Source organism: Bartonella sp. ML70XJBT (assembly GCF_028618425.1).
Classification (GTDB): Bacteria; Pseudomonadota; Alphaproteobacteria; order Rhizobiales; family Rhizobiaceae; genus Bartonella.
In genome coordinates, this window is the sequence record NZ_JAQISX010000001.1 from 1 (window position 1) to 13,426 (window position 13,426).

At 37.1% G+C, this 13,426-nt stretch carries 12 protein-coding genes and 1 pseudogene; 8 read left to right on the plus strand and 5 right to left on the minus strand.

What is annotated here, in order from left to right; genetic code table 11:
- The first annotated feature begins 575 nt into the window (after positions 1–575).
- Positions 576–1,178 (plus strand): N-acetyltransferase, encoded by a 603-nt coding sequence (locus PVV65_RS00005; RefSeq protein WP_273788748.1) that lies wholly within the window; start codon positions 576–578, stop codon positions 1,176–1,178.
- A gap of 462 nt (positions 1,179–1,640) precedes the next feature.
- Here the strand turns inward: PVV65_RS00005 and thiD are convergent, their stop codons facing one another.
- On the minus strand, positions 1,641–2,495 hold the full coding sequence (gene thiD / locus PVV65_RS00010; protein WP_273788749.1) for a bifunctional hydroxymethylpyrimidine kinase/phosphomethylpyrimidine kinase: 855 nt from the start codon (positions 2,493–2,495) through the stop codon (positions 1,641–1,643).
- Positions 2,496–2,625: 130 nt separating this feature from the next.
- Here thiD and PVV65_RS00015 point away from each other — a divergent pair, with 130 nt between their 5' ends.
- The 3 genes from PVV65_RS00015 to PVV65_RS00025 all read left to right on the plus strand — a co-directional run bounded on the left by PVV65_RS00015 (position 2,626) and on the right by PVV65_RS00025 (position 6,619).
- Positions 2,626–3,435, plus strand: a complete 810-nt coding sequence (locus PVV65_RS00015) for a 1-acyl-sn-glycerol-3-phosphate acyltransferase (RefSeq protein ID WP_273788750.1) — start codon at positions 2,626–2,628, stop codon at positions 3,433–3,435.
- A gap of 633 nt (positions 3,436–4,068) precedes the next feature.
- On the plus strand, positions 4,069–5,160 hold the full coding sequence (locus PVV65_RS00020) for a D-alanyl-D-alanine carboxypeptidase family protein (RefSeq protein WP_273788751.1): 1,092 nt from the start codon (positions 4,069–4,071) through the stop codon (positions 5,158–5,160).
- Positions 5,161–5,557: 397 nt separating this feature from the next.
- Entirely contained in the window at positions 5,558–6,619 is a 1,062-nt protein-coding gene (locus PVV65_RS00025) for a GTP-binding protein (protein ID WP_273788858.1), read from the plus strand.
- 835 nt (positions 6,620–7,454) lie between these two features.
- Here the strand turns inward: PVV65_RS00025 and PVV65_RS00030 are convergent.
- The 4 genes from PVV65_RS00030 to PVV65_RS00045 all read right to left on the minus strand — a co-directional run bounded on the left by PVV65_RS00030 (position 7,455) and on the right by PVV65_RS00045 (position 10,375).
- Positions 7,455–8,204: a murein L,D-transpeptidase family protein gene (locus tag PVV65_RS00030; RefSeq protein WP_273753994.1), complete on the minus strand. Its 750-nt coding sequence runs from the start codon at positions 8,202–8,204 to the stop codon at positions 7,455–7,457.
- Positions 8,205–8,243: 39 nt separating this feature from the next.
- The gene (locus PVV65_RS00035; RefSeq protein ID WP_144752305.1) at positions 8,244–9,200 is read right to left on the minus strand and encodes an acetyl-CoA carboxylase carboxyltransferase subunit alpha; all 957 of its coding nucleotides are present in this window, start codon (positions 9,198–9,200) and stop codon (positions 8,244–8,246) included.
- 78 nt (positions 9,201–9,278) lie between these two features.
- Entirely contained in the window at positions 9,279–10,217 is a 939-nt protein-coding gene (locus tag PVV65_RS00040; protein WP_273788752.1) for a tyrosine recombinase, read from the minus strand.
- A complete protein-coding gene (locus PVV65_RS00045; RefSeq protein ID WP_273788753.1) occupies positions 10,217–10,375 on the minus strand; it encodes a hypothetical protein in 159 nt (52 codons plus the stop codon). Before PVV65_RS00045 ends, PVV65_RS00040 begins: the two co-directional genes overlap by 1 nt.
- Before the next feature lie 95 nt (positions 10,376–10,470).
- On the opposite strand from PVV65_RS00045, the pseudogene PVV65_RS00050 reads away from it, so the two are divergent.
- From PVV65_RS00050 to PVV65_RS00065, 4 genes and pseudogenes are all read left to right on the plus strand, one after another.
- Positions 10,471–11,104 (plus strand): annotated as a pseudogene (locus PVV65_RS00050) (shikimate kinase).
- Positions 11,079–12,212 (plus strand): 3-dehydroquinate synthase, encoded by a 1,134-nt coding sequence (aroB, locus tag PVV65_RS00055; protein WP_273753990.1) that lies wholly within the window; start codon positions 11,079–11,081, stop codon positions 12,210–12,212. Before PVV65_RS00050 ends, aroB begins: the two are co-directional and overlap by 26 nt.
- A gap of 404 nt (positions 12,213–12,616) precedes the next feature.
- A complete protein-coding gene (locus tag PVV65_RS00060) occupies positions 12,617–13,000 on the plus strand; it encodes an MliC family protein (RefSeq protein ID WP_273753989.1) in 384 nt (127 codons plus the stop codon).
- A 17-nt stretch (positions 13,001–13,017) separates the two neighbouring features.
- On the plus strand, positions 13,018–13,410 hold the full coding sequence (locus tag PVV65_RS00065) for an MliC family protein (protein WP_273753987.1): 393 nt from the start codon (positions 13,018–13,020) through the stop codon (positions 13,408–13,410).
- Positions 13,411–13,426: the final 16 nt, after the last annotated feature.

Sequence of the window (13,426 nt, forward strand, 5' to 3'; positions counted from 1 at the left end):
GTCAAAATACAATTTTACAAAACGCGCATTTAATGGTAAAAAATAACCATAAAAACAACAAATTACCACCTATTCCTAACTAATCCCACCTCTTCCCACTTAGTACAAAACCTACTGTCAAACTACACAGAAAAAATGGTCATTACTTATATGAAAGTGATTTAAGCGGCATTTCTCTAAGAAATCATTGTAATTTGCTAGATCCTTCGTGTAAAATAAGCTTGAGACAATTCCCACTGGTTTATGACGCTATTTGGCAACGATAACTTGTAACTTTGCTAGGATTATTTTTCCCAAAAGTATTTTCCCAACAATATTTTGTATTGCCTCTTACCATCCTGAAGATAATTTTTTAGTTTTAGTATTGGCAGCAGATCTTTTGCGGACTTGGTTATAGAAGCTTATGCAAAAGAATTTTGGATTGCCTTTAAGCCAACGGACTTTTTACAGCCCCAGTATTAACAGATCAATAAGAAATGATAAGGAAAACAAATGTTAGACAAGTCAAAAGTTGACTTATCATTAGAGAATAATTTTGTTCAAAGGTGCGTTTTTTACCAAAATTGTGTCCTCAAATGCAGGTTATTGATTTTTCAAATGGCGTATCTTCTGTTAATTCAACATGTGCTTCAGACACATTCAACATTATCTCTGCTAAAAATTTACAAGAAACTATACCTGTAGACCAAGAAAAATCTATAATCGATTCCTTTAATGCACAAAAACAACCTTTAGCTTGGTGGGTTGGACCTCATTCGTCTCACTATAACATCAATGAAGTTCTCTTGTCTGTGGGCTTAGAGCATGTTGAAACAGAAGTAGGAATGGCGGCTTTAGCGCAAGATATAAACTCACATGTTACTTCTATGCCGGATAACTTCAAAATCAAGGAAGTTGAATTACTTCAAGATTTCAGAGATTACGGAAATGTTATGGCATCCGTCTTCGAGCCTTTTGATGAAGAGGCGGTAAGATTTTATGAAACCATAGGTCATTTTTATAAAAAAGATCCCAATGTAGAGATGTTCGTTGGGTATATAAATAACAATCCTGTAGCCATATGTTTTTGTATAAAAGCGGATGGCATGGATGGTGTGTATGATATTGTCACCAATACAGATTTTCAAAAAAGAGGTATTGGAACATTCATGACAAAAATTGCTATTAAGCATTTATAAAAAATTAGGTTTTATAAACTTTGGTGAATTTAAAGTTTGTTCCAATAAACACATGGTCATTTAACGGAAGACTCTTTTTTACGCATCACTTAAGAAAATTTATTACTTTCAGCAGAAATCAAATATAACCAACCAATCGATCAATAGCAAATATGATGGGATAAACGAGCTCTCGCCTTGTAAAAAGCCTTACCCTCTACCCTTTTTACCATCAAATTTTGACTTATAAGAGTCTCACACTCTCTTTTTTCACTTAAAGTTGCCTTTTATACACGATATATTAATCGTAAAAATATGTATATATGTATAAAAGCAATAAATATAACTTTTCTCTCTCATTTTTCTAAATACAAAGCAACTGTTAAGTTACAATACGCTAACATTTATCAGTCATAAATCGCAAACAGGATATAATGACGAAATAAATCTACAGAGTGAAAATTTTCACAATAAACTGTTGTATCAATCTTTCCACAATGCATAAAAATGGTGAAGTGGACCTCGTCCTTTCCCTACTTTTAAAGCATTTGAGGCCGTTAAAGCGCCATGTAAATAGTTCTTTGCTTGTTTCACAGCGCAGTCTAAAGGCTGTGTAGGCAATAAAGCTGCAATGGCAGCAGAAATGGTACACCCTGTCCCGTGATCATGTGTGGTTGAAAAACGAGAAGCTTCAAGCATAACAAGATTTTCACGATCACAATAAAGATCTGGACTAGAATAATCATAATTTTCTATCCTATTTCTGGTAAGCCTATTCAAATGTCCACCTTTTAACAAAACCGCATGACACCCTAGCGCCAAGAGTCGTGGAGCATATTGATACATAGCCTCTAAAGACCATTGCACGTCACATCCCAATAACAGTGCAGCTTCAGGCAAATTTGGCGTGATCAAAGTTGACATCGGCACAAGAATATCACGCATAATTTCAATGGCGTCAGACTTTAAAAGAACATCACCACTTTTTGCAACCATAACCGGATCAAAAACAATGAAACGCGCTTTATGATAAGCAAGACGTTCTGCAATAACCTTTGCAATTTGGGCATTTGCAACCATACCAACTTTAACGGCATCAACGTGGATATCTTCAAAAACAGAATCAATTTGATCTGCAACAAAAGAAGCATCTAATGCCTGAAAAGAACGCACACCCTGAGTATTTTGTGCAACAACAGCTGTAACCACACTCATACCATAAGTTTTCATAGCTGAAAAAACCTTCAAATCCGCCTGCATTCCAGCGCCACCAGAAGGATCTGTTCCCGCAATAGATAAAATCCGTGGAATAAAAAGTTCACCTTTTTGTAATTCCATCAACCTCTTTCCTTCTGTTTTTAAATATCAGAAAATGAACTACCGAAAAAATAGATGCTCGAAAAAAACATAAAGAAGATGTTTTCTTCTGTAAATTATATTATATACGGAGTCTTCTTATAGATATAAAATGGAAAATATAGTGCTTATCCTTCGTTCTATTCTTTTTACATTCGCTTTTTATACCACAACTTTTATACAAATGATTCTTTACGCTCCCGTTTATTTTTTCATGCCCCGAAAAAAGGCATGGATTGTCCCTAAAACATGGGCGCGCGTTACACTCTTTTTGCAAAAATACATCGCGGGTACACGTTATGAAATCGAAGGATTAGAAAATCTCCCCAAAGGGGCCTATATCATTGCTCCAAAGCATCAATCTGCATGGGAAACTTTCAGCCTTGTTCCCTATTTTGATGATCCCACTCTCATTTTAAAACGTGAATTGATGTGGATTCCATTGTTTGGCTGGTATATGGCCAAAACACAAATTATCCCCATTAACCGTACAACGCCCATAAAAGCCTTAAAAACAGTTATACAAAAAGCAAAAGAGAAAGTAAAACAAGGGCGCCAAATCCTCATTTTTCCCGAAGGAACACGCCGACAACCCGGTCAAGAACCAGATTATAAGTCAGGAATTGTCGCACTCTATAATGAATTAGAACTTCAAGTGGTTCCGATTGCGCATAATGCCGGTCTATATTGGCCCCGCAATAATTTCCGCCGCTATCCTGGAACAATTCGTGTTCGTATTCTTCCTCCAATAGAAGCTGGTTTAAGCAAACGTGACTTTCTAAATAAACTGATCCAAAAAACTGAAGAAGCGTGTGATGAACTGCTTCTCTTAGCAGCTCAAGATTCTAATCCTCCACCGTTACCCGCTTGTGCTATTAAAAGGCTTCAAGCACTGAAATATCACGATAAAAATATTGATTGATAAAATAATAATCGCTTTTTAGATGAAACTCAAAGTAACAAATACAGGGGCATTTTTTCATCTTACTTAACCTATAAGGAAACACTAAAAATTTGCTTGCAGCTTATTCCAGAAAAAGAGAGTAATGTGTGAAACACAAAATATTGTTTAATATACTGGTTATAAACCGTATCAAGAGAAGAGCAGTTGCAATATTAGAAGTTAATAAGTAGAATACGGTGGTTATCTATACATCTATAAGCATAAATATAAGCACAAAAATTGTAATACCTAGTAGACTATAGATAATATATTACAAGCTGTGCAAAGAGATGGGGTGGGAGACAAGATAAAAAAATCTCTTTAAAAGAAATGCGTAGCTAAACAATAGCATGCTCTTTTTCAATGAAGAACATGATCAACGAATAAGGCATAGCGCAATATCCATGATTGAAAAGATATTGCATGAGGGGCTTTTGCAAGCCACGAAGTTGAACACAAAGGGGAAAATTAAAGAATGATCGTCTTTTTATCTCAGCAAAAAACGCATACGGCATTAACCATCTACCCTCTTCTATCATAGACTTAAAAGCTTTTTGTACTAAATTAAAACAGTTCTAAATCACTGATAAGAAGGTATTGGATTTAAACTTAATGCAACGGCTCTTTATTAATCTTTTTTTGTCTCTTATTTTGATCTTTATAAGCACTTTTGCTCTGTCTCAGCCTTTTATTTCTGTTGATGTTACAACGGGACATATCTTAAAACATAATCAAGCTTTTGAACGTTGGTATCCTGCTTCCTTAACAAAATTAATGACCGCTTATGTTATTTTTCGTGCCATGAGTCGAGGAGAAATTTCACCCAACAAACCTATTACCATCAGTACATATGCCGCAAAAGCTCCAGCATACCGTTCAGGCTATAAAGCTGGTTCTGTTCTCACACTTGATACAGCCTTAAGCATCACCATGGTTAAATCGACTAATGATTTGGCTATTGCCATGAGTGAAGCCGTTGCTGGTTCACAGAAAGCTTTTGTGCGCAAAATGAATAGCGAAGCTAAACGTTTAGGCATGTTTGGCACCCATTTTGCAAATGCAAGTGGGTTACCAGACCCTCAAAACTACTCCACGGCACGTGATATTGCTCTTTTAGCTGTCCAAATACGTCGGGAATTTCCACAATATGCTCATTATTTTTCTATTCCAGCCATTGATTTTGGTAATAACCGAAAAATCCAGCATAACTCAAACAACCTCATTGGCCGCTTTTATGGAATAGACGGTATGAAAACAGGCTTTATTTGCGCCTCTGGTTTTAATCTTGTTGCATCAGCCACCCGCAATAAACGTACAATTATTGCTGTCATTCTAGGGGCAAACAACATAAGTGAAAGGGAAGAAAAAGCGGCGCAACTTCTTGAAATAGGTTTTTTGCATCAAGGAAGCGCCCAATTAACACTAGCAACATTAAAACCTTATGGGAACAACATAACACAAGCCAACAATATGAGACAACAAACATGTACTCCTGAAGCCATAAAAATGCATGCCAATTCATATGATGATCAAGGAAATATTATTCTCACCTCACCTTTTATCACTGCTCCACCTTCTTTTTCTCATCCTTTAGTAGTACATCTCATTCATACGCCACAAGCACCTAAAATAACAGTAAAACCACTAAAAAAACCCCATAGTCCGCATAAAAAACGCACAAACTATCCTATAAAAAAGCCGTAAGCCATAATTTATGATTAATTATTTTGCCCCATTTTCTCAAAACCACAAATATCGTAAAATTCTCTCATTTCAAATCCATCGCTGTTAAATCGATTAAAATCTATCTCTTTCACGTCACAAAGTGGATAAGCATATATAGATAAAATAATTAAAGTAAGGAATTTAAGGAATTAAAACTCTTCCTATAAGGGCTTTCAAGTGCCAAGAATGATCATAAATACAAGCACTAAAAAGTAGTATGATTACACCCGCTCTCACCTTTATAAACTTAAAAGTGGTGATAAAATAGATTTCATAGGCAATTGTCCATCACATATCTTTCACGAGCCCCATTATAAATGGGGATTGACGTCATAAGGTATGTTTCCTTAAAATAGAACTGCAGTTGATGATTAAAATGAAAATGAAGCGCATTCCTCTCACGCTTATTACTGGTTTTTTAGGCTCTGGTAAAACAACTTTGCTCAACCGTATGCTACAAGACCCTCTCTTAACGGAATGTGCTGTTATCATCAATGAATTCGGCGAAATTAGTATTGACCACCTTCTAGTTGAAAAGGCGACAGAAGGAATTATTGAGCTTGCAAATGGTTGCTTATGCTGCAATTTACGCAGTGATCTCATTGATACATTAATGGATTTAATCAATCGCATCCAGACAGGACAAATCAAACAACTCAATCATATTATCATTGAAACAACAGGAATGGCTGATCCCGCCCCTATTTTACAAATATTTTTAAGCCACCCACTGTTTATTCAAACACTGTCCATAAATGCTGTTCTTGCAACATTTGATACATTAAGCACTCTTTCCATATGCGAGCGCTATCCTGAAATATATAAACAATTAATCCTTGCTGACAAAATCATTCTCACCAAAACAGATCTCACAGCCCCACAAACCCTTTCAAATAAGCTCCTTAACACACTCAAAAGAATGAATCCTACAGCACAAATCATTGATGTCCACTCTGAAGATTTCTGCTCAAATATATTAATAAATCACACATTATGGAATGAAACAGGAGAAAACACACACTTTAAGCAAAATCTTACGACGGCTCTACATGATCACCCTCCCCATAAAACCATTCGTACCTTTTCACTAGACTGTGAAGATCTTGTTGATTATGCCACAATTGAAACTTTTTTAGATCTCCTACAAAACCGTTATGGTGCAAAGTTACTCCGTATTAAAGCAATTATTGCATTGCGTGATGATCCTCATCGCCCACTTGTATTACATGGCGTACAAACATTTTTCCATCCCCCTATAAGGTTGCCAGCATGGACAAAAGGAATAAAACAAACACGTTTTGTCATCATTGCCGATGGTGTTGAAAAAGAAGCGATACAAAAACTTCTCAATGCTTTTTTTAATAAACCAGCAATAGATACTGCCGACAAAACAGCTCTCTTAGAAAACCCTCTCATCATTCCAGGAATAAAGTTTTAATGCTTCCCTTTAATGACATAACATTAAATCCATTGAGCCATAACTTCTTTACGCTTTAAAAAAACAAAAAAGCTCCACCATAGATTTTTCCATCCCCCAATTTTTAGTAGCTCTTAGCACGTGAGAGGATTTCATTAGAGGCATTTTTATTGATTAAAGATAAACAGATTTTCAGATAAAAGATCTCATGATATTCAAGCTCTTATTCAAATGGAAAAAAGTTATAAATTATTATTATAAATTAAATTGTTATGATAAATTTTTTTAATATTTACTAATCTGTAATTAGGTTGTTTTTTCTCAACATAAACTTCATCTGCAAATAACTTCATGTGATTCATTTCACAATCCCATTGGACACATTTTTAGTTTTAAATATTCCGCTAAACTCTATATTTCCCGAGCTAATTGAAACAAAATCCTCTTAAGTTTAAGCAAAAAACTAATATCAAACAGAAATATCGTCTTTTTAGATGTATGTATATATCTTATAACCCAAGCAGGATAAGATAATATTTTACAGCATGAAATAATAAAACCATAAAATATTATCTTATTGAAAATAAAAAGAGAGGTGCGTTTTATATTAACCTACTCTCCACTAAAAAAACCAAATTGCCCCCATATAGGTCTGCAAACAACCCACCTTCTCTGAGCCAATTGCTCTTAGTCCTCCCACACTTTATTTGATTTACTGACATAAAACTCTATAAAAAACTCAGCACTTTAAAGTATGGACGCCCCCTTAAACATTCCATATATAAAGTTTTGCATATCCTATACGGCCATCATCATAAGCAATGATGTTTCACAATATAGACGAATAAAATAATACTCACTTCATTAAAGAAACTGAATTTTTATCAATATCGCGATTAAAAATGTAACGTTTTTCATACACTTCAACGACTGGAGGTTGACGATTTTCTTCAAAAAAATCATAACCTTTCTTAAGCATAACCCAAAATGGGTAATGAGGATCATTGCTATGACGTAACATGTTATCCTTGGTCATGCGGAAAGGAAAAGCCTGCAATTGGAATGCTCTTTGTCCTCCTTTAAAAGCATCCCGCGCAAAAGCATAAATTTGAGCCATATTCTTATCACTCATAGAATAACAACCGGCAGAAAAGCAAGAACCATGCACCATAAGATTGCTCCCTGTCCGACCATTTTCCTGATCATAAAGGTTAGGAAACCCTATATTAAAAGAAAGATAATATTTTGAATAAGGATTCATTTGCTTTGCTGTAATCGTATAAAAACCTTCTGGTGTCTGAAGATCCCCTTCTTTATATTTAGGTCCAAGCTTACCAGACCACTTACAAATACCATAGCGTGCAACCAAGATAAAAGGACCGGAACGAGATTGCTTCCAAACTTCAGCAAGATTTTCTTCTTTGAAAAAGCGCATTACAATTGGTGCATAAGGATCAATATCATACAAAGCCATTCTATTCTGGATTTCTTGCGGAAGAGGCTGCTCAACTTTAGCGCGAATAGAAGCTGGTAATCTCCCTTCACAGGCTGTCAATATTCCCATTACAAACAACACACACACAGCAAGGAATCTGTTAAATGTCATCGAAAAAACTCCAATCCAACACCCCTCATAAAAAACAACTTATGTTAATGACCGACCAATTTGAAGATACTTTTCCCTTCGCTCTTGTTTAAGAACTTCACCATCTTTTCCAGCCATAGCTTTTAAAGCCTCTGAAATAATTTCACCTGTTGCATCAATGGCAATCTCTTTATCACGATGTGCTCCTCCTAAAGGCTCTGAAATAATGCCATCAATAATCTTTAAGCGAAGTAAATCTTGAGCGGTAATACGCATATTCATTGCAGCATCTTTTGCACGCGCTGGATCACGCCATAAAATAGAAGCTGCTCCTTCTGGAGAAATAACCGAGTAAATCGCATGTTCCAACATATAAACTTTATTGGCAGCCGCAATTGCTATTGCCCCCCCAGAACCACCTTCTCCGATAACAACGGATACAACAGGAACCTTTAGGCGCAAAGTTGCGGCTGTTGATTGAGCAATTGCTTCTGCTTGCCCACGTTCTTCAGCGCTTACCCCAGGATAAGCACCCGCCGTATCGACAAAAGTAAGGAGTGGCAAACCAAATCGGTCAGCCATTTCCATAATACGAACAGCTTTACGATATCCTTCTGGACGTGCAGAACCAAAATTATAGCGCAAACGTGTTTGCGTATCGTGACCTTTCTCTTGACCAATGTAAGCTACTGCTTCCCCCTTAAAGCGTGCAAACCCAGCTTGAACAGCCTCATCTTCAGCAAACTTTCGATCTCCTGCCAAAGGTGTAACATCACTCAATAAGCGTTTAGAATAGTCCATAAAATGCGGACGGTCAGGATGACGAGCAACTTGTGTTTTTTGCCACGGCGACAATTTTTTATAGAGATCGCGCAATGCCGTTTTGGAACGTGTTTCAAGACGTGCAATCTCGTCACTCATATCAAGACTGCCTTTTTCCTGAGAAATTTTTTTTAATTCAAGAATTTTTCCATCAAGATCAGCAACTGGTTTTTCAAAATCAAGATAATTATGCATTCTGTACCAACTCATTCAGTGTCACTTATACACTTATAATTTTCTTTATAAAGTCTTTTCTAAAACATCACCTTTTCTTTAGCGAGCCTTTTGCACATCGGCAAGTGGATGATGCTCATTAACGAGACGATAAAGTCCTTCTTCTAACACATGGGTATAAATCTGAGTGGTAGAAATATCAGAATGACCTAACAAATGTTGAACGGCCCGCAAATCAGCACCATTTTGCAAAAGATGGCTAGCAAAAGCATGACGCAACACATGGGGAGAAAAGCTTTCACTTTTTATTCCAGCCCTTTTAGCAAGATTCTTCAATTCTCGCGCAACAACTTGACGTGCAATATAGCCTGTTTTTGAATGGGCTGGAAAAAGATAAAGACTTTTCGCATCTTCTCCCTGATCACGTAAATTCAACCACTGCAAAAGAACTTGATAGGCTTTTTTTGATAACAGCACCATTCGTTCTTTTTTTCCCTTACCGCGAACCAAGATACTGTATGCTTTCCCTCGAACAGCCTGCACAGGCAGACTCACCAACTCACTAATGCGTAATCCTGTTGCATAAAGCATTTCGCTCAATAGCTGAAGACGCAATGCGCGCAGATAATCCTTAGATCCATAATCTGCTTGATTAACCTCCACCTGCGCCAAATCAAGAAATTTTGTCACCGCATCTTCACTGATAATTTTGGGCAAAGGACGCCCTTGGCGAGGGGCATCAATATCATTGGAAGGATCATCTACTCTTAATCCCTCTGCATAAAGAAACTGATAGAATTGACGCAATGTTGATAAACGGCGTGCTTGTGACGTTGCAGTAAAACCAAACGTATGCATGAGCGACAAAAGAGCAATAAGGTCCTCTTTTTGTGCTGAAAGGAGCGAAACCGAATGCGAAGACAATTCCTCTTGCGCCCATTGTAAATCACGCTGATAAGCCGCAAGCGTATGAGCAGAAGCGCTTCGCTCAGCACTCATCATTTCAAGAAAACGCTCTATCACAATGTTACTTTTCATTAATTCATTCTCAAAGAAAGAGCCAGTGAATCCAAAGGGACATCAACAGACATATCCACAGTTACAGGTTCAACAAAAATGACAAGAATGATCATTATACTAAAAAGAATAGCAAGCAAAATGAAAAGAATCATCAAAAGTCTGGTTAATGTTGGCATAAAATAATAAACTTCCCCAAATACTCTATCTCTTATTTTATCCTATAAAGATTAACAGGAATTGACTTTAAAACAGATAAATGCCGAAATAAGCTATGAAAAGTAATAGACCCCAACATCAGCCTCTCTCACAAATAAAAAGACAAGTCTCATCATCTCTTGATAAACGCGCTCTTGTGTTTGTTGGTCTTATGGGAGCAGGAAAATCAGTCATCGGAAAACGCGTTGCCACTATGCTTGATTTACCCTTTTATGATTCTGATCAAGAAATTGAAAAAGCTTCAAAAATGACCATCACCGAACTCTTTAAAATTTATGGTGAATCAGAGTTCCGCGCTCTTGAACAGCGTGTTATTCTCAATCTTATAAAAAAAAGTCCTCTCATTTTAGCAACTGGTGGCGGTGCATACATAAATCAAAACATCCGAAAAGCCATTCATCAAAATGCTATATCTATCTGGCTCAAAGCCGACCTTGATATCCTCATGCAACGTGTCTCAAAGCGTAAAACGCGGCCCCTTCTCCAAACAGAAAACCCTAAAGAAACCATGCAAAAGCTCATGGACCAGCGTTATCCTATTTATGCAAAGGCAAACTTAACAATTCACACACATAAAGAAAGCTGTCTTACCGTAGCAAAAAATGTCATACGATCTATACATCACTATCTCGATACAGAAAAATAACCACAGGAACAACAAGCATGCAAACCAAAACCGTTACTGTTAAACTGGACAAGCGCTGTTATAATATCATCATTGGACCAAATCTCATTGCGCAAGCAGCTTTACAAATTAAGCATTCTCTTCAGAAAACGGATTTTCATCAAACGCGTTTAGCAATTGTTACAGATACAAATGTTGCACCTCTCCATTTGGATCCATTACAAGCAGAGTTAACAAAAAATAAAATTCACACTGTCCCTATTATTGTAGAAGCAGGAGAACAATCAAAATCATTTTCAACCTTGCAAACTGTTATCGACCAAATTCTTGCCGCACGCTTAGAAAGAGGTGACTGTGTGATTGCTTTTGGTGGCGGTGTGATTGGAGATCTAGCAGGATTTGCCGCAAGTATGATACGCCGCGGAATGAATTTCATTCAGATGCCCACAACGCTTCTTGCACAAATTGATTCTTCTGTTGGTGGAAAAACGGGCATCAACAGCCGATATGGTAAAAATCTTATTGGTGCTTTTTATCAACCGCAATGCGTTATTTCTGACACATCTGTTCTTGATACACTCCCACCACGCCAATTTCGCGCAGGTTATGCAGAAATGGTTAAATATGGTCTTATTAACCAACCTGAATTCTTTGCATGGCTTGAAAAAAACGGACAAAAAATTTTCTCCAATGGCCCCATGCGAACAGAAGCTATTGTCCGCTCATGCCAATTTAAAGCTGCCATAGTCGCCCGTGACGAATACGAAACAGGGGAGCGCGCACTCTTAAATCTCGGTCATACCTTTGGGCACATGCTTGAAACAGCAACCGCTTATGATTCCAAGCGCTTAATTCACGGTGAAGCTGTAGCAATTGGAATGATTCTGGCACATCAATTCTCTGCACAACTGAATCTATGTGACCCCACACTCATACATCGTATCGAAACACACCTTAAAGCTGTAGGTTTACCTATACGGTTAAAGGATATCCCAGGAGATCTACCAGATGCTGAAACATTGATGAATCTCATTGCTCAAGATAAAAAAGTTTCACAAAACAATTTGACCTTTATTTTAACACGGGGACTTGGCCAATCATTTATTGCAAAAAATGTTCCATCAGATGCAGTTTTATCCTTTTTGGAACAAAAATTAACAGAAATTCGTTAATTCATATTGAATATAATTGATTCGTTTTTATACTTCTATTAAAGGAATAGTTATGATGATGTCTACGTAGCTCAGTAGGATAGAGCACAGGATTCCTAAAGAAATTGGGCGCCTTGAGGAGAAATCCTCAAAGTGGATCTGCTCAAATTCGGGGAAAGCTTCATGGGCAAAACTATATGCCAATCCCGAGCCAAGCCTCTCTTAACATGAGAGGAAGGTGTAGAGACTGAACGGGCAGCACCTAAAAGGCGCAAGCTTTACGGTGAAGAGACAGTCCAGACCACAAACAGCTTTTAACGCTGGCGGTGAAAATCGAAGTGGTATGAATCCTGGGGTCGCAGGTTCGAATCCTGCCGTAGACACCATCTTATTAAGACAAATTACTTTTCATATAGGGAAGCATTATGAAAAAAACTCTACAAATTTTAGGATTTTTTTCCTCTTTATTATTTTTCAATGTTAGCAGCACCTTAGCTGCAGCTTTAGTCATTGAAGTGTCAGGTAATCCAGAAACACAAACCGTAACCTATCAATGTGATATGGGTACAAATAAAGAACGCGTTGAAGCAACTTATCACAACACTGACGATTTTTCATTGGTTGATTTCAAATGGAAAGGCGATCGTATTATCGCTGCGAATGTTATTGCTGCTTCTGGAGCAAAATATGTAGGGGAGCAGTATATCTGGTGGGAGAAAAATAAAGAAGTAACACTTTATGATCTTATCCAAGATCCAGAAGAAAAAAAGCCCATCCTCTGTAAGGATGAATCACTGTTATTATTTTAAATAACTGAGGAAATATCATGAAAAAAATTGCTTTTATTGTGGGATTTTTTATTTCTTTAAGCCTACCGCTATTCGGTTCACTTAATGCTTTTGCAGGCTCTTTAGTTATTGAAGTGCCAGATGATCCAGAGCCAACAACAGAAGTTACTACCTATCAATGTGAAACAGGTACAAGTAAAGAGCATGTTGAAGTAACCTATCTCAATGCGGGTAATATTTCGCTTGTTGATTTCAAATGGCAAGAAAAGCGCATCATCGCTTCCCGCAGCATAAGTGCTTCTGGAGCAAAATATATGGGAGGACCCTATATATGGTGGACAAAAGGAAACGAAGCCACACTTTCTGATCTCATTAATGATCCAGAAGAAAAAAATCTTATTCAATGTGTAGAAGAACAAAAAACAGAATAAAAAAAGCTTATAGTGT

Coding starts and splice junctions, on each gene's coding strand:
- PVV65_RS00040 (WP_273788752.1), bottom strand. CDS start 10,217: ATGAAAAGTAACATTGTGATAGAGCGTTTTCTTGAAATGATGAGTGCT.
- PVV65_RS00045 (WP_273788753.1), bottom strand. CDS start 10,375: ATGCCAACATTAACCAGACTTTTGATGATTCTTTTCATTTTGCTTGCT.
- PVV65_RS00025 (WP_273788858.1), top strand. CDS start 5,558: ATGAAAATGAAGCGCATTCCTCTCACGCTTATTACTGGTTTTTTAGGC.
- PVV65_RS00065 (WP_273753987.1), top strand. CDS start 13,018: ATGAAAAAAATTGCTTTTATTGTGGGATTTTTTATTTCTTTAAGCCTA.
- PVV65_RS00060 (WP_273753989.1), top strand. CDS start 12,617: ATGAAAAAAACTCTACAAATTTTAGGATTTTTTTCCTCTTTATTATTT.
- aroB (WP_273753990.1), top strand. CDS start 11,079: ATGCAAACCAAAACCGTTACTGTTAAACTGGACAAGCGCTGTTATAAT.
- PVV65_RS00020 (WP_273788751.1), top strand. CDS start 4,069: ATGCAACGGCTCTTTATTAATCTTTTTTTGTCTCTTATTTTGATCTTT.
- PVV65_RS00030 (WP_273753994.1), bottom strand. CDS start 8,204: ATGACATTTAACAGATTCCTTGCTGTGTGTGTGTTGTTTGTAATGGGA.
- PVV65_RS00035 (WP_144752305.1), bottom strand. CDS start 9,200: ATGCATAATTATCTTGATTTTGAAAAACCAGTTGCTGATCTTGATGGA.
- thiD (WP_273788749.1), bottom strand. CDS start 2,495: ATGGAATTACAAAAAGGTGAACTTTTTATTCCACGGATTTTATCTATT.
- PVV65_RS00015 (WP_273788750.1), top strand. CDS start 2,626: ATGGAAAATATAGTGCTTATCCTTCGTTCTATTCTTTTTACATTCGCT.
- PVV65_RS00005 (WP_273788748.1), top strand. CDS start 576: ATGCAGGTTATTGATTTTTCAAATGGCGTATCTTCTGTTAATTCAACA.